Annotated in this window: 14 protein-coding genes; 9 read left to right on the top strand and 5 right to left on the bottom strand. The window is 72.0% G+C overall.

Features of this window, described 5'->3' with window-relative positions; genetic code table 11:
• Nucleotides 1-23 precede the first annotated feature (23 nt).
• Nucleotides 24-653, top strand: coding sequence for a leucine-rich repeat domain-containing protein (locus WME76_RS41680; protein ID WP_437957718.1), 630 nt, complete (start codon nt 24-26; stop codon nt 651-653).
• Nucleotides 654-816: 163 nt separating this feature from the next.
• Here the strand turns inward: WME76_RS41680 and thiO are convergent, their stop codons facing one another.
• Nucleotides 817-1926: a glycine oxidase ThiO gene (thiO, locus tag WME76_RS41685; protein ID WP_437957719.1), complete on the bottom strand. Its 1110-nt coding sequence runs from the start codon at nt 1924-1926 to the stop codon at nt 817-819.
• Nucleotides 1927-2268: 342 nt separating this feature from the next.
• Here thiO and WME76_RS41690 point away from each other — a divergent pair, with 342 nt between their 5' ends.
• Entirely contained in the window at nt 2269-2538 is a 270-nt protein-coding gene (locus WME76_RS41690) for a hypothetical protein (RefSeq protein WP_437957720.1), read from the top strand.
• A gap of 123 nt (nt 2539-2661) precedes the next feature.
• Here WME76_RS41690 and WME76_RS41695 read toward each other — a convergent pair whose 3' ends face one another.
• Together WME76_RS41695 and WME76_RS41700 are read right to left on the bottom strand one after the other, a co-directional pair.
• Complete coding sequence (locus tag WME76_RS41695; protein WP_437957721.1) at nt 2662-3690, bottom strand: hypothetical protein; 1029 nt, start codon at nt 3688-3690, stop codon at nt 2662-2664.
• 112 nt (nt 3691-3802) lie between these two features.
• Nucleotides 3803-4492: a hypothetical protein gene (locus tag WME76_RS41700; protein ID WP_437957722.1), complete on the bottom strand. Its 690-nt coding sequence runs from the start codon at nt 4490-4492 to the stop codon at nt 3803-3805.
• A 176-nt stretch (nt 4493-4668) separates the two neighbouring features.
• Between WME76_RS41700 and WME76_RS41705 the strand changes: the two genes are divergently transcribed.
• The 6 genes from WME76_RS41705 to WME76_RS41730 all read left to right on the top strand — a co-directional run bounded on the left by WME76_RS41705 (nt 4669) and on the right by WME76_RS41730 (nt 10802).
• Complete coding sequence (locus WME76_RS41705; protein WP_061619128.1) at nt 4669-5214, top strand: hypothetical protein; 546 nt, start codon at nt 4669-4671, stop codon at nt 5212-5214.
• 11 nt (nt 5215-5225) lie between these two features.
• Entirely contained in the window at nt 5226-5732 is a 507-nt protein-coding gene (locus WME76_RS41710; protein ID WP_437957723.1) for a hypothetical protein, read from the top strand.
• A 202-nt stretch (nt 5733-5934) separates the two neighbouring features.
• Nucleotides 5935-7593: a signal recognition particle protein gene (gene ffh, locus WME76_RS41715; protein WP_437957724.1), complete on the top strand. Its 1659-nt coding sequence runs from the start codon at nt 5935-5937 to the stop codon at nt 7591-7593.
• An 11-nt stretch (nt 7594-7604) separates the two neighbouring features.
• Nucleotides 7605-8738, top strand: a complete 1134-nt coding sequence (locus tag WME76_RS41720) for a carbohydrate-binding family 9-like protein (protein ID WP_437957725.1) — start codon at nt 7605-7607, stop codon at nt 8736-8738.
• A 179-nt stretch (nt 8739-8917) separates the two neighbouring features.
• Nucleotides 8918-10234 (top strand): DUF3696 domain-containing protein, encoded by a 1317-nt coding sequence (locus WME76_RS41725; protein ID WP_437957726.1) that lies wholly within the window; start codon nt 8918-8920, stop codon nt 10232-10234.
• Entirely contained in the window at nt 10227-10802 is a 576-nt protein-coding gene (locus WME76_RS41730; RefSeq protein ID WP_437957727.1) for a hypothetical protein, read from the top strand. The genes WME76_RS41725 and WME76_RS41730 overlap by 8 nt, the downstream gene beginning before the upstream one ends.
• 178 nt (nt 10803-10980) lie before the next feature.
• Here WME76_RS41730 and WME76_RS41735 read toward each other — a convergent pair whose 3' ends face one another.
• Entirely contained in the window at nt 10981-11925 is a 945-nt protein-coding gene (locus tag WME76_RS41735) for a BON domain-containing protein (RefSeq protein WP_437957728.1), read from the bottom strand.
• 205 nt (nt 11926-12130) lie between these two features.
• Nucleotides 12131-13258 (bottom strand): sugar ABC transporter substrate-binding protein, encoded by a 1128-nt coding sequence (locus tag WME76_RS41740; protein WP_437957729.1) that lies wholly within the window; start codon nt 13256-13258, stop codon nt 12131-12133.
• Between the two features lie 495 nt (nt 13259-13753).
• Here WME76_RS41740 and WME76_RS41745 point away from each other — a divergent pair, with 495 nt between their 5' ends.
• The gene (locus WME76_RS41745; protein ID WP_437957730.1) at nt 13754-15736 is read left to right on the top strand and encodes an ABC-F family ATP-binding cassette domain-containing protein; all 1983 of its coding nucleotides are present in this window, start codon (nt 13754-13756) and stop codon (nt 15734-15736) included.
• Nucleotides 15737-15775 lie beyond the last annotated feature (39 nt).

Here is a 15775-nt window from a genome sequence, read left to right on the forward strand (position 1 = left end):
CATCCTCGCGTGGTCCCTTGGGCGTGGAGAGAGCAGTCGGTGACGCGCTCAAGAAGATCAAGGTTGCCGCGAGCCAGGGGAGCAAGGCGCTCGAACTCCGCGCGCTGGGCCTCGACGATCTACCTGGGGAGATCGAGGCCCTCACGACGTTGGAGGAGCTCGACCTGTCCCGCAACGCGCTGAAGCAGCTACCGCCATCGCTCGTGGGGCTCGGTCAGCTCTCGAAGCTGAACCTGAGCCGTAATCTGCTGAAGTGGTTCCCGTCGGACCTGTGCGGACTGGCCAGCCTGCGAAGCTTGAACGTGAGCGACAATGCCATCGAGGGGATCCCGGCCTCGATTTCCGCGCTCATCGAGCTCGAAGAGCTCGATCTCGGCTTCAACAAGCTGGAGCGATTGCCGAAGCAGCTCTTCGCTCTCCCGAGGCTGCGCAAGCTGGAGCTGAGCGGTAATCGGTTGAAGCTCCTCCCTCCGGAAATCGGGCAGATGAAGGAGCTCGTCGAGCTCTGGGTTATCGACAATCCGCTCTCGGTTCTACCCGGAGAGATCTGGAACTTGCCGAAGCTGGCGTGGCTTCACCTGGATGGTGAGCAGTTCGCGAAGGTCCCAGAGGCCGTGCGAAAGCGGCGGAAGCCGACGCTACAGGTCGTATGAGCCTGCGCGCCGTGGGCGCCCCCGCAGCGCGCCCGGCCGGTTCGCTCTCGGCACCGAGGTGCGAGTGGCTTGCTCGTCGCAGCGCCGGGGTCTACACGGGCGGCGGGTCTGGGTGATGCTTCGCCAGGTGCGGTGAGGGGGCGACGCCCGGGGGCCGGCGCGCTCAGCCGGCGAGGCCGGGCCGCCCGGGCGAGAAGGGCGACAGATCCAGCGGCGGCCGTTCGCCCGCGATCAGCGCCGCGACGATCTTCGCGGTCACCGGGGCGAGGAGCACGCCGTTGCGGAAGTGCCCTGTCGCGAAGACGAGGCGCGGGATCTCCCCCTCTCCGAGGATGGGCAGATCGTCCTTCGTGTGCGGCCGGAGCCCGGCCCACGTCCTGCCGATCGGCGCGTCGCCGAGCGCGGGCACGAGCCGCAGCGCCGCGGTCAGCAGATCGCGGACGGCGCGCGACGTCACGGCGGTGACGTAGCCAGCGAACTCCATGGTCGCGCCGACCAGCACGCGCCCGTCGTCGCGCGGCGACAGGTAGCACCCGGGCCCGAAGAGCACCTGCGAGAGCACCGGCGAGGCCGGCGTGAGCTCGACGATCTGCCCGCGCACCGGGCGCACCGCCGCGGGCGCGAGGCCCGAGGCCTCGAGCAGCGACGACCAGCTCCCCGCGGCGACCACCGTCCAGCGCGCCTCGACCCGGGTCCCGTCCTCGAGCTGCGCCCCGCGCGCCTGCTCTCGCTCGACGAGGACGCGCCGGACGGTCGCCCCGGTGCGGAACTGCACGCCGGCGCGCTCGGCCGCGATGCGCAGCGCGCGCATGAGCGACGGCGGATCGATCCGCGCCTCGTCGGGGAGCCACACGCCGCCGGCGACCTCGTCGCAGAGCGCCGGCGCGCGCGCCCGCGCCGCGTCGCCGTCGCAGAGCTCCACGGCGAGGCCGGCGTCGCGCTGCCAGGCGACCTCGCGCGCGATCTCATCGCGCCCGGCCGGCGTGAGCGCCACGCGGAGCGCGCCGCTCTGCCGGAAGCCCACGTCGAGGCCGGTCGCCTCGGCGAGCGAGGCGGCGAGCTCCGGGTAGAGGTCGCGGCTCGCGAGGCAGAGCCGCGCGAGGGGGCCGTCGCCCGCGGCCTCGAGCTGGGGGCCGATGATGCCCGCCGCCGCCCACGAGGCGCCCTCGCCCGAGTTGCGCTCGAGGACGCTGACGGACAGCCCGCGCCGCGCGAGGGCGAGCGCCGACGCGCACCCGGCCACGCCGCCGCCGATCACCACCACGTCGCTCATCGGCGCGTGCATAGCACGCCGGGGGCGGAGGGCAGCCGGGCAACCAGGAGGGGAGGGGGTAGCGGCGCGCTGCGGCATGGCGCGGGGTGCTGGTGCCGCGCAGCCATCGATCGGTGCGAGGCGGAGGGTTCTTGAGGATCGACGGTGCGCGTCGGCCTCGCGGACGTGCGTTCTTCGATGACGCCCGCTCTCCCCGGTGCCGGCCGAGGTAAGGGAGGCGCTGCCAGGGCGGGAGGGGTTGACGGGAAGCGTTGCCGGATGCCGGAATGGTGAGGAGCGGTCTGCGACCGGTGTGCTCGCGCGGAAGAACGGGCTAGGGTTCTGAACCAAGAGGAGGCTCGTATGCGGATCGTCATGGAAATCCGGGAGGATGCGTTCCGTACGCCCAAGACCTCGCAGCAGGTCGCGGACGAGATGCGGCAGGCAGCGGCAGTTTTCTGGGTCGCTCGAGGGGACGTCGCTCCGGAAGCGGTGAACGACATCGCCGCGCCGTCCTTGCCCGAGAAGGAGGGGACGTTGATGGACCTCTTGCTGAGCATGCCCGACGTGGGAGAGGACTCCGACTTCGAGCGACCCGTGGACTACGGGCGGCCGGACGTCGAGTTTGACTGAGGCATCACTGTCCGTGGAGCTTGCGCCATGAGCTTTCTGATCGACACCAACGTGCTGTCGGAGATGCGCAAGAAAGCGCGGGCGAATAGCAACGTCCTCCGTTGGTCAGCGCGGCGACGAACGCTACTCCGACGCCCCTGCGTCGCGCTCCTTGGCTGTCGCTGCGGATCCAGGCGCCTGGGCCTCGACCTCGGGGGGCGTTGCCGCGATTTCCGTGGCCGCTGAGGCGGTTTCTTGAGCCGTTGAGGCGATTTTCGGAGCCGCTGAGGCGGTTTCTTGAGCCGTTGAGGCGATTTTCGGAGCCGCTGAGGCGGTTTCTTGAGCCGCTGAGGCGGTTTCCGTGGCCGAGGTGGGGGGGGCCGCGGCCGCTGAGGCGGTTTCCGTGGCCGAGGTGGGGGGGGACGCGGCCGTTGAGGCGGTTTCCGCGGCGGAGGTGGGGGGCGACGCGGCCGTTGAGGCGGTTTCCGCGGCCGGGGTGGCCGTGTTCGGAGTCGTCGCAGCCCCCTCGGCGGCAGGCGTGGTCTCTGCCGCCGCAGCGGTCCCCTCCGCGGCCGCCGCCGCTGCCGCAGCCCTGGGCCCCTTCGCTGCAGCCTTCGGCGCCTTCGCCGCCGGCGCCGCCGCCGCCTCGGCGCTCGCCGCCGCCTCCGGCGCCTTCGCCGGCGCCGGCGCCGCCGCCTTCGCTTTCTTCTCCTTCGCCGCCTTCGCCTCGAGCGCGCCCGCCGCGATCGGCTCCCGCGCGCCCTTGCCGACCGCGCGCGGATCGCCGTACGGGAACGCCGCGCTGCCGCTCGCGTCGATCGGCTTGCGCGGGGCCTCCGGATCCGTCGCCGGGCTCGGCGGCGGCGCGATCGGCCGCGGCGCGCGCAGGCGGTTGCCCGGGCCGGCCTGGGTCCAGACCTGCACGTCGCCGAGCACGCGCGTCCTGTTCGCCATCCGCCGCTGGCCTCTCGCGCCGAGCAGCCGCTCCACGAACGTCGGGGGCGACGTCGCGCCGGGCTCCCCCTTCACCCAGCACGTGTAGTCGCCGATGCCCGTGCCGCGGAACGTCTCGCGGCAGACCGCGATCCCGAGCTCGGCCGCGATCTCGCTGAGGAGCCGGCCCGGCTCGGCCTCGACCGTCATGTGCTCGTTGACAAAGGTGACCCTGGGCATCGGTGGACGGGCAGCGTCCTGCTCCCCCGCGACGAGCGCGTCAAGAACCGGAGCGCGCGCCCCGCGCGCCCCTCACGCCGGCTATGCGCCCCTCACGCCGGCTACGCGCCCTTCACGCTGGCTTCGCGTCCCGCACGCGGTGCAGCACCCGCGCGATCCCGAACAGGTTCCAGCCCGCGAACCCCAGGAACAGCGCCACCAGCGCGACCGCCCAGCGCGACGCGCGCGGCGAACTGCCGTCGATGAGCAGCCAGGCGTCGTCCGTCACGGCCGTCCCCGTCTGCTCCTCCACCTCGGCGGCGAGCCGCGCGTGCCGGATGCCCGCGCTCCTGAACGGCACGAGCCGCCCGGCGAACGCGCTCGGCGGCACGAAGCGCGGGCCCTCGAAGCCCTCCGGCACCCGGATCTCCACCCACAGCCCCGGGTTGCCGGCCACCGGCGCCAGCCGGAAGGAGTCGCCCTCCGCGGCCCGCCCGTACCGGATCGCGCCGCGCGTCCCGAGCAGACCCGCGGCCCGCACGTAGCGGTTCGCGATGTCCGCCGTCGGGCGCAGCGGCGCGAGATCGCCCACGTCCGCGGGCCTGCCGGGCGACAGCGCGTAGCGCGCCTCGCCGAGCAGCGCGATCGCCATCCACAGCGCGGCGATCGCGGTCACCGCCATCAGGGCCACCGTCACCGTGCGCTCCTGCCGCGGCGGCGCGGGCAGCGCGAGCAGCTCCGGATCGGGCCCCGTCAGGTCGAGACCAGGGCCGCCCGGGCCGCGCGGCAAGGATTCCAGGGTCGAGGTCGGGTCGGTGGGCACGCTTCGCCGAGTATATAGCCGGAGCGCGGGCCGGGGTGCACGAGCCGCGCCGCGCTCCGCTCACGCGCTCGGCCGGGCCGCGCGACGGCCCACCCTGCACCAGACAACGGCGCCCCGGGGCGGTTCCGGTCGGCGCGCGCTTGCCCGCCCGCGGCGGCTTGCCTAGCCTAGCCGCGATGGCCTCGAAGAATGACAGCTCCATCGTCTGCCCGTCGTGCGGCGCGAACAACGCCTCGGTGACGGCGAGCGGGCGCTGCGTCGCGTGCGGCGCCCGGATGGGCTCTCTGCAGCCTCTCCGCGACGCCGACCTCGATCGCCACCGCCGCTACCAGCAGGAAGGCTTCTCCATCCTCTGGTGCCTCATCGCCCTGGTCCTGCAGAGCTTGCTCACCGCGGCGCTCGTCGGCGGCCTCCCCATGATCGTGCAGCAGCTCGACTTCGAGGGGTCGAACGGGATGATCGTCGCCATCCCGGTCTGGTTCATCGGCGGCGTCCTCCTCGGCATGATCTCGCCCGGCAAGACCTTCCTGGAGCCGGTGGTCGCCTCGTTCCTCGTCGCGATCCCGACGGTCTTCTATCTCCTGCAGAGCCAGACCGTGCGGACGATGCCGCTCTTCATGTACGTGATCATGGCGCTCATCGGCGTGCTGTTCACGCTGATCGGCGCCTACCTCGGCGAGCGCATCCAGATGGGCCCGCCCCCCGCGAAGGCCTCGGACTGAGGGTGCCCGGCGTGACGACGCCGCCCGGCGTGACGACGCCGCCCGGCGCGACGGGGAGCGCGGGGGCAGCGGGGACGGCAGCCCGGCGGATCGCCGCCGCGCTCGCCGCCCTCGCCGCGCTCCACGGCGCCTCCGGGTGCGGCCGGTCGGCCGAGCAGCACGAGGCGGACGCGCTCCTGCGCGCGATCGACGTCCTCCGCGACGCCCCGAGCGAGCCGCGCGCCGCGCGCGAGGCGCTGCTCGCCGAGCTCGAGCGGCAGCCCGCGTCGACCCCTCCCGCCGTGAGCGCCAGGGACACGTGCGCCCGGGCCTACCGCCTGCTGCTCGACGCGACGGCCGCCGAGGCGCGCGTCCGCGCCCTGCTCGAGGCGCCCGCGGGGTCGGCCGGCCCCGGGGCGCTGGCCGATCTCACCGACCTCGCCGCGGCGGACGCCAAGATCAAGGAGAGCGCCGAGACCATGCCGAGGTGCGCCGAGGCGCTCTCGGAGCTCCGCCGCGCCGCCCGGCGCGGGATGTGACGGCCGGCGCCACGCCGGCGGATGTGACGGCCGGCGCCGCGCCGGCGTGACGGCCGGCGCCGCGCCGGCGGATGTGACGGCCGGCGCCACGCCGGCGGCGCCCTCCCCCGCGCGCCGGGGGCCCGCGCCGGCCCGCGGGACGTGCGCTTCAGGGAGGCAAGGGATCCGCGCTCGCGGTCCCCTGTGCTAAGACCGCCCTGCCATGTTCGACACGCTGACACGGGGCTTTCGTCAGGCCAGAAACCGCCTCGCCGGGCTCACGGAGCTCACCGAGAGCAACATCGACGCCGCGCTCCGCGAGGTGAGGCTGAGCCTGCTCGAGGCAGACGTCGAGATCGGGGTGGTCAAGGCGTTCCTCGCCCGGGTCAAGGAGGCCGCGGTCGGCCGCACCCTGGAGACGCGGGTGAAGCACGCCGGCGAGGTCCACCAGGTCTCGGCGAGCGATCACTTCATCAAGATCTGCCACGACGAGCTCGAGGCGATGATGACCCACGAGGGCGACGAGATCGCCTGGGCCGACGGCGGGCCCACGGGCATCATGATGGTCGGCCTCCAGGGCTCCGGAAAGACGACGAGCTGCGCGAAGCTCTCGCGCTACCTCGAGAAGCAGGGGCGCAAGCCGCTGCTCGTCGCGGCCGACATGCAGCGCCCCGCGGCCGTCGAGCAGCTCAAGGTGCTCGGCGAGCAGCTCAAGGTCCCCGTGTTCAACATCCCCGGCGAGTCGCCGGTGGCCATCTGCGCCGCGGCGCGCGGCGAGGCGAAGCGGCTCGGCCGCGACGTCATCATCTACGACACCGCCGGCCGCCTCGCGATCGACGAGCCGCTCATGCAGGAGCTCGCGCAGATCAAGGACGCGACCTCGCCGGACAACATCTTCCTCGTCGTCGACGCGATGATCGGCCAGGACGCCGTGAAGACGGCGCGCGGCTTCAACGAGCGGCTGTCGATCAGCGGCGTCGTCCTGACGAAGCTCGACGGCGACGCCCGCGGCGGCGCGGCGCTCAGCATCAAGGAGGTCACGGGCGCGCCCGTCCTCTTCAGCGGCGTCGGCGAGACGACGGACAAGTTCGAGCCGTTCCGCGCGGACGGCATGGCGAGCCGCATCCTCGGCATGGGCGACGTCGTCGGCCTCATGCAGGACTTCGAGGAGGTCGTCGACCAGAAGAAGGCCGAGAAGGACGCCGCCCGGATGCTCCAGGGCGACTTCACCCTCGAGGACTTCCTCGATCAGGTGCGGATGATCCAGAAGATGGGGTCGCTGAAGGACCTCGTCGACAAGCTGCCGCTCGGCGGCATGTTCCCCGGCGGGCTGCCGCAGGACGTCAACCTCGACGACCGGGAGCTCGTCCGCATCCAGGCGATCATCCAGTCGATGACCCGCATCGAGAAGAGCGACCCGTACGCGCTCGTCCGCGAGCCGAAGCGGGTGGAGCGCATCGCGAAGGGCTCGGGCACCAAGCCCGAGGCCGTGACCGAGCTCGTGCAGAAGTTCCTCTTCATGCGCCAGATGATGAGCGGCCTCGGCCAGAACATGGGCCTGATGGGCAAGATCCCCGGCATGAAGCAGGCGGCGATGGCCAAGAACATGCGGGAGATGCAGAAGCAGATGATGGCCGGCGGCGGGATGCCGGGCATGCCGGGCATGCCGGGCATGGGCATGCCGGGCATGGGCTTTCCGGGCATGGGCTTCCCCGGGATGGGGATGCCGGGGATGGGGATGCCCGGCATGGGCGGCTTCCCGGGCGCCGGCGCGGGGGGCCCGGCCCTGACGAAGATGAAGACCCTCAGCGCCAGCGAGCGCAACGCCAAGAAGGCGCAGCGCAAGCGCGAGCGCGACGCCCGCAAGAAGGGCCGGAAGTAGCGGCGGCCGCGGTGCGCCGGCCCTTCCGCCAGCGGCGCTCGTTCGACAGCGCGCACGGCGCGCGCCCGCGCGCGCTGGCCCTGGTGATGCTCGGCGCGGCCCTCGCCGCGTCGTGCTCCAGGGGCGGCGGGGGCGAGCAGGGGGCCGCGCCCGCCGGATCGGCCGGGCGGGCGCCGGCGTCGTCGGCTTCCGCAGGCGCGGGTGCGGCTGCGGGTCGAAGCGCGGACGCCGATCCGCGGGTGCGGCCGGGCGCCGTGAAGGAGCTCTCGGTGCGCAAGCTCGCGCCCGGCGCCGCGGTCACCGTCGACGGCCGGCTCGACGAGCCGGCGTGGCAGGCGGCCGCGAGGACTGGCCCGTTCGTCAACGTGGGCACCGGCCGCGAGGACCGGTCGCTGCCGACGCAGGGCGAGGCGCGGCTGCTCTGGGACGACGCGTTCCTCTACGTCGGGTTCGACGTCAGCGATGGGACGATCACCGGCGGGTTCCCGCAGGGCGCGAGCGATCCGCACCTCTGGGAGCGGGATACCGTCGAGGTGATGATCGACCCGGACGGCGACGGGGACAACAAGGACTATTACGAGATCCAGATAAGCCCCCAGAACCTCGTCTTCGACTCGCAGTTCGACGACTACAACGCTCCGAGGGGCGGCCCGAACGGGCCTTTCGGTCACCAGGCGTGGAGCGCGGGGCTCGCGAGCGCGGTGGAGCTGCGCGGGACGATCGACGACGACTCGGACGAGGACCGAGGGTACGTGGTCGAGGCGAAGATCCCGTGGAGCTCGTTCGCCAAGGCGAAGGCGGCGCCGCCGTCGCCGGGGGACGTGTGGCGGATGAACTTCTACGCCATGCAGAACAACGGCGGCGCGGCGTGGTCGCCCATCCTGGGGGAGGGGAACTTCCACCGCGCGCGGCGCTTCGGGCGGGTCCGGTTCGTCGGGCCGGGCGGCGAGACGGGCGTGGCGGGGGCGTCCGCGAGCGACGCGGGCGCGGCGCCCGCGCGCGACGCCGGCGCGGCGCCCGTGAATGCGCCCTCGGCGGCGCCGCCCGGCGCGACGAGCGCTGCGGGCCCCAGGCCTGGCGCCGCGGTGCCCTCCGCGTCGCCCGGTCCGAAGCCGGTCTACCGGGCCGATCCGCCGGACCGCTGAGCTGCGCATCCGGCGTATCGAGCAACATTCGAGCAACAGACGAGGAGAGGGAACGCCGTGATGATCCGACGCCTGGCGCCCGTACGCATCGAGCGATGGTGGGGTCGTGCTCACGGCCACGAGCGAGCAGGAGCGCGCTCGCCCGCGGCGCGAGACCTCCGTGGAAAGGGAGACAGAGGATGTTCACGAAGCTCGGACTCCGGGGTTTCAAGTCCTGGCGCGGCGCGCATGCGTTCGATCTCAAGCCGCTCACGCTGGTCCTCGGCGTCAACTCGGCCGGCAAGACGAGCCTGCTTCAGCCGCTCTTGCTCCTGAAGCAAACCATCGAGTCGCCCGACCGGCTCCTGGCGCTCAACCTGGGTGGACAGCCCGGTGAGATGCTGGACCTCGGCAGGCTCTCCGATGTCGTCTCCGGGGGCGATGTTCGCGCCGGGCTCGGCTTCCGCCTGACGTTCGGTCCCGTGAGCATCGGAAAGGGGGCCGCGCCGCGGACGCTCGACTCCGTGGAATACGAGGTGGAGTATGGCGCCGCCGAGGATGAGAATCCCTACGTGGAGCGGCTCTCGTACGCCACCGGCGAGGGCGCCTACGCCGTCGCACGCCAGCGAGACGGCGCCTACGCGCTCTCCGCGCCGGGCGGCCCCTTGCCCGACGACCGGCGAGCCCGGCGGACCTACGAGCCCGAGCGCTCCGTCGGCTTCTCGGCCGACGCGGTCGCCGCCCTCGGCGCCGCGGGGGCGGACGCGCAGGATCTCGCGCTCGCGCTGACGCGGGAGCTCCAGCGGCTCGCCTACCTCGGGCCCCACCGGAGCGTGCCCACGCGCCACTACGCCTGGACGGGGCGCTCGATCGGACAGCTCGGATCGAGCGGTGAGCACGCGATCCCGGCGCTGATCGCGAGCCTCGTCGGCCGTCACGCCGACGGGTCCGAGCGGGGCCGCCTCGTCGAGCAGGTCTCCGCGGGCCTCGCGCGGCTCGGGGTCGCGGACAGGATGGAGATCGAGCGCCAGGCGACGACGTTCTTCCAGGTCATGATCACGTTCCAGGGCCACCGGACGAACCTGCTCGACGTCGGCTTCGGGGTCTCCCAGGTGCTGCCCGTGGTCACCGCGGCGTACTTCGCGCCCGAGGGCTCGACGGTGATCATGTCCGAGCCCGAGCTCCACCTGCACCCGCTGGCGCAATCGGCGCTCGGCGATCTGCTCGTCGAGGCCGTTCGAGAGCGCAGGGTGCAGCTCCTCGTCGAGACGCACTCGGAGCACCTCTTCCGGCGGATCCAGACCCTGATGGCCGAGGAGCGCATCACGCCGGACGAGTGCGCCATGTACTTCGCCCGATGCAATGACGGGGAGTCGGTGCTGGAGCCGCTCGAGGTGAACGGGTACGGGCGGGTCGCGAACTGGCCCGACAGGTTCTTCGGTGACACGGTGGGCGAGGTCGAGCGGCAGATGGAGCGGATGCTCGACCGCATGGAGAAGGACGAGCAACGTGGCTGATCATGTCGTCGACACCAATGTGCTCATCGTCGCGAGCGCCGCCGATCCTGCGTCGCCGTTCAAGGACACTCATGTCCCCACGAGCGAGCGCAGGATCGTCTTCGCATGGCTCAAAGAGTTTCGCGCCGATGACGGGCGCCGTCTGATCATGGACAGGGCCCGCGGCATCCTGCGTGAGTACAGGAAGAAGCTGACGGCCCAGGACTACGGCATCGTCGTGGCCATGGAGAAGCTCCGGACGACGGCGTTCGTCTCCGTGAAGTACGACGGTGAGTACGCCGTCGTGCCCGAGGGGCTCGCTCGCTTCGACAACTCCGACAAGAAGCTCGTGGCGGCGCACCTCGCGCACCGAGCGGAGGGCGGCCAAAGCACCATCGTCAACGCGTGCGATACCGACTGGCACGAGCACGAAGAGGCGCTCTCCGCAGAAGGGGTCCTCGTGGAGCAGCTCCTCCCGGCGTGGTGCCAGAGAGAGTTCTGGCGCAAGAACCCCGAGAAGATGCCGCCCCGGGCAGGCGATCGAGGACAGGACCGAGCCGACCCCCCCGACCACGGCGCCACGCGCTGAGCTGCGCGCCCTGTGCCCGTCCTCACCGCTCACCATCTCCACGGATCCTTCGGCCGCCGACCCTCCTCGACGGCGTCTCCGCCACCGTCCGTACGGGCGAGCGCGGTGGCATCGTCGGGCTGAACGGCTCCGGCAAGCGCGCGCTCGCTCGCGCCCTCGCCGGGCGCGCCCCGCAGGCTCAGATCCGGGCCGCGTGGCTCGTCGGGCGAGGAGCGCCCTGCTGCGTGCCCGCCAGGGCGGCGTCGCCCATCGTGCCCGCCGTGGCGGTCGAGCGGGTCGTCGGCTCGGTCGTCGGCTCGATGGCCCGCTGTACCCGGATCCGGTTGTGCACGTCCTCGACGCCCCGCACGCTCTCGGCGACCTGCTCGATGATGCGCTTGTGGTTGCGCTGGGGCACCGTGCCCTCGAGCGTGACCTCGTTGTTCAGCACCTCGACCGTGACGTCGCTCACGTCGATGTCATTGCGGTACGAGAGCATCTCGCAGATGTCCTCCTGGATGCGCGCGTCCGAGCGCTTGTAGCCCTTCGGCCCGCGGCCGAGCGCGCTGCGCACGCGCTCGCCGATCTCGCCCAGCGCGTGGCGGACGCCCTGCGCCGGCGAGCGGCCGGATTCGCGGTCGGTGCGCGCGAGGTGGCCCTCGTCGAGGTACGGGCCGCCGAGCCAGGCCTCGTCGGGGTAGTCGGGGCTCACGGCGCGGGTCATGCCGAGGTGGTAGGCGCCGCCGAGGTTGAAGCTGTACGCGCTGCCCACGGCGGGAAGGGGGTTGCCCCCGAAGCTGCGGCTGTGATCGCGTCCGCCGACGTAGTCGCCGCCGCGGTCGTCGTGGGGCCAGCCGCGCTCCTGGTCACCGGGACGACCGTCGCTGTTGGCGAAGCGGCGGTCGTCGAACGATCTCCCCGTGTCTTCGCGCTGCGTCCTGGGTGCGTGACCGCGAGCGCGCTCGCCGCCCCAGCCACGGTGGTCGCGCGCGACGGCGCCGCGATCGTAGAGCTCGCCAGCGCCGCGGCGCTCGTCGCGATGCCAGCCGTGCTCGGTGAAATGGCTCCGGCCGTCCCGGTAGCGCTCGTCCCAACCGCGCTCGGCTCGTCCGTAACCCGCGTCCCTTTCGAATCGATCTCGCATCCTGTGCCTCCTTTCTTCCTTGCCAGCCAGGTGCCTCGAAGGCATCGCTGGCACGCGATAGCGCCACGTGACCTGGAGCACGAAGATGGGTCGCGTCGGGGCCTGTGGCCACCGGGGAGGATCCTTTGTCTTGCGCCGGGGCGATCCCGAATGTGGCAAGTCACCGGATCAGCACAGAAGAGCCTGCTTTGGAGCCGCGACGCCGCTACTGCTCTGCGCCGATCTCGTCGAGGAAGTCGTTGTAGGTGTCGACCTTGTCCCACGGGACCACGTCGACGCCGAGATCGAACTGGTTGCCTCCGACGAGCTGCGGCGCGAGGATCTTCCTGGTCGCCTCGAGGCCGATGCTCTTGATGCCGTAGATGATGTAGGGCCCGAGGTACCCCTCGTAGTACTGCCGCTGGACGTGCGTGGCCTTGATGCGACCCTGGCGCATGTAGTCGGCGGTCTGCGGCGCGAAATCGAAGGCGACGATGGGGAGGTCCGGCGCGCGCGCGGCGTCCGCGGCCAGCACGCATCGATACGAGTCGCTGAACATCCCGATCAGGCCCACGACGGGCGGGTCCGCGTCCTCGATCTTGCCTTTCATCACCTCGACGTCCCTGGTCTCGTCATCGTAGATGGACTGATGTACCAGAACGTCGTAGCCGGCTGCCTCGAACACGCCCTTCGCGCCCTGAGTGCGATTCACGCCGTCGGCCCAGATCGGGTCGGCCCAGCCGTGGATGAGCACCGTACCCGGCCCCTCGGGCAGCATCTTGAGCAGCGTCTTCCCCGCCGCGTCCCCGGCAGACGTGCTGAGTATCCCGACGTAGATCGAGCGCGTCGATTTCGCCAGGTCGGTGTCGAGCGTCACCACGGGGATCCCCGCCGCGACGGCCTCGTCGAGCGCGGCCCCGTTGCCTTCGCCGAAGGGCGTGATGGCGATCCCCTCGGTGCCTTCCGCCACCGTCTGTTCTATCTGTTTCGTCTGGAGCTCCGTCAATTGCGCCTGATCTGTCGAAGCATCGGTGATCCCGAGCACGTTCCCCGTGACCCTCCCGGAGACCCCGAGCTCCCCCATGGCTCGGTTCGCGCCCGTGGCGATCGGCGCAAAGAAGCCGCTGAGGGACTTCAGCAAGACCGCGATCTGCATCGGCTGGATCGAGCTCTTGTTGATCTCGGCGACGAGCTTGTCGATCGTCGCCTCGATCTTCACCGGGATGAACTCGTTCTGAGGAAGCGGTGTTCGCTTGATGGGTGCGGCTGCCCGCGCCTCGTCCGTATCGCTCGCTCCGCATGCCGCCGTCATCAGCGTGAGCCCGGCGGCCGCTGCCCAATGTCTCCCGGTCATCGTCATGAGACCCCCTCCTGATACATTGTCGCTCGTTCGTGCGTGGTTCGTACGCGGTACCCTCGCGCGCGGATCAGACCTGTCGCGAGACGGCATCACAGCAAGGAGCGGCCTGTCAAGCGGCGCCCGGGGCAGGAGCTCCAGATCCGGAGTGAGGAATCACGTGGAGCTGCTGTGGAAACCGCTGTGGCCAGGAGCCATCCTCGGAGATAACCGTCCTTGTACGTGGTTGGCGGCGCGTCAGCCAGGAGGTGAGCACGGCGACACCGACGCCGATCTGCGCCGACCTCGTTCGTGGGCGCCAGATGCCGTGTTCGAGGAGCTGCCGTCCTCCTCGACCCGGATGATCGGAACGCGCGGCGCGCGGACGACCGAGGCGAGCAGCCTGCGCAGCGGCGCGCCGCCCGGGGACGCCGCCCGCGCCCGGGGGCGTCGACAGCGCCTCCTCAGCAAAGCGGGCCCATGTGGCATCCGCTGCGCTAAGCTCCGCGCCCTGTGCCCGTCCTCACCGCTCACGATCTCCACAAAGCCTTCGGCCCGCAGACCATCCTCGACGGCGTCTCCGTCACCATCCGCACCGGCGAGCGCGTCGGCCTCGTCGGGCTGAACGGCTCCGGCAAGAGCACGCTCGCGCGCATCCTCGCCGGCGTCGAGCTGCCGGACAGCGGCACCATCTCCCGCCGCCGCGGCGCCGAGATCGGCGTGCTCTCCCAGGACCCTGTCTTCGAGCCGTCCGACACCGCGCGCGACGTCGTGCTCGCCGGGCTCTCGGCGTGGCACGCCGCCAAGGCCCGCCACGACGAGGTGAGCCGCTCGCTCGCCGCCGGCACCGGGGACGCCGAGGCGCTCCTCGCCGCGCAGACCGAGGCCGCGGCCGACGTCGAGCGGCTCGGCGGGTGGGACATGATGCACCGGGTCGACGCCATCATCGGCCACGTCGGCGTCACCCGGCCCGACGCGCCCATGAGCGTGCTCAGCGGCGGCGACCGCCGGCGCGTCGCCCTCGCGCGCCTGCTCGTGTCGCGGCCGGCGCTCGCCGTGCTCGACGAGCCCAGCAACCACCTCGACGTCGAGACCGTCGAGTGGCTCGAGCGCTACCTCGTCGAGGAGCACCCCGGCGCGCTGCTCCTCATCACCCACGATCGCTACCTCCTCGACCGGGTCGTCGAGCGGACGCTCGAGATCGACAAGGGCAAGGTCTACAGCTACGACGGCGGCTACGAGGAGTACCTCGAGCAGAAGTCCGACCGCCTCGCGCTCGAGGCGCGCACCGAGTCGAACCGGCAGAATTTCCTGCGCACCGAGCTCGAGTGGCTGAGGCGCCAGCCGAAGGCGCGCACCGGCAAGCAGAAGGCGCGCATCCAGCGCGCGGAGACGACCAAGGCCGCCCCGCCGCCGAAGGCCGAGCGCACCGCGCAGCTCTCGGTCGAGTCGGTGCGCACCGGCAAGACCATCCTCGAGCTGAAGAAGCTCGGCCTCGCCGTCGACGGAAAGTGGCTCGTGCGCGGCCTCGACTTCTCCCTCACCAAGGGCGAGCGCGTCGGCGTCGTCGGCCGCAACGGGACGGGCAAGACCACCATGCTGCGGGCGATCCTCGGCCAGGTGGCCGCCGAGGGCGACGGCGCGGCCGCCGAGGGGCCCACGATGGAAGGCGAGGTCGTGCTCGGGAAGAACTCGAGTATCGCCTACTTCGACCAGCACCGCAGCGGACTCGACCTCGACAAGTCGATCTTCGAGAACATCGCGGGCTCCCACACGCGCGTCGAGGTCGGCGGCCGATCCATGGACGTGCGCAGCTACCTGGAGCGGTTCCTCTTCGACCCGAACAAGGCGCGGCAGCCGGTCGGCTCGCTCTCCGGCGGGGAGCGGGCGCGCGTGGCGCTCGCGAAGATGCTCACCCAGAGCGTCAACGTGATCATCCTCGACGAGCCCACGAACGATCTCGACGTGATGACCCTGGCCGCGCTCGAGGGGATGCTCGTCGAGCTCGACGGCTCGGCGCTCGTCGTGACCCACGACCGCTGGTTCCTGAACCGGGTGGCGACCTCGATCCTCGCGTTCGAGGGCGGCGGCCGGGTGGTGCGGTACGCGGGCAACTACGACGCTTACCGCGAGCAGCGCGCCCACGCCGCGGCCGAGGTCGAGGCGGAGGCCGCGGCGCGGGCCGCGAAGGCGCAGGCCGCGGAGCCCCGGCCCGCGCTGGCGCAGGCGAAGACCGTCGCGCGGGCAGGCGGCGCGCCGAAGCTCACGTACGCCGAGCGGACCGAGCTCGACGGCATCGTCGGGAAGATCGACGAGGCCGACCAGAAGGTCCGCGAGCTGGAGGCGAAGCTCGCCGACCCGACGCTCTACTCGAGCCGCGGCCCCGAGGTCGCGGGGCTGCTCTCGGATCTCGAGCGCGCCAAGCAGGAGGCGGCGCGCCTGGTGAGCCGGTGGGAAGAGCTCGAGACGAAGCGCGAGGCCGCGGGCAAGAGTTGACGGGCGTGACGGGCGCGCGACGGCCCTTGTGGACGCCGC

It is taken from the genome of Sorangium sp. So ce119 (genome assembly GCF_051524405.1).
GTDB lineage: Bacteria > Myxococcota_A > Polyangia > Polyangiales > Polyangiaceae > Sorangium > Sorangium cellulosum_G.

Coding starts and splice junctions, on each gene's coding strand:
- thiO (WP_437957719.1), bottom strand. CDS start 1,926: ATGAGCGACGTGGTGGTGATCGGCGGCGGCGTGGCCGGGTGCGCGTCG.
- WME76_RS41690 (WP_437957720.1), top strand. CDS start 2,269: ATGCGGATCGTCATGGAAATCCGGGAGGATGCGTTCCGTACGCCCAAG.
- WME76_RS41695 (WP_437957721.1), bottom strand. CDS start 3,690: ATGCCCAGGGTCACCTTTGTCAACGAGCACATGACGGTCGAGGCCGAG.
- WME76_RS41705 (WP_061619128.1), top strand. CDS start 4,669: ATGGCCTCGAAGAATGACAGCTCCATCGTCTGCCCGTCGTGCGGCGCG.
- ffh (WP_437957724.1), top strand. CDS start 5,935: ATGTTCGACACGCTGACACGGGGCTTTCGTCAGGCCAGAAACCGCCTC.
- WME76_RS41725 (WP_437957726.1), top strand. CDS start 8,918: ATGTTCACGAAGCTCGGACTCCGGGGTTTCAAGTCCTGGCGCGGCGCG.
- WME76_RS41735 (WP_437957728.1), bottom strand. CDS start 11,925: ATGCGAGATCGATTCGAAAGGGACGCGGGTTACGGACGAGCCGAGCGC.
- WME76_RS41740 (WP_437957729.1), bottom strand. CDS start 13,258: ATGACCGGGAGACATTGGGCAGCGGCCGCCGGGCTCACGCTGATGACG.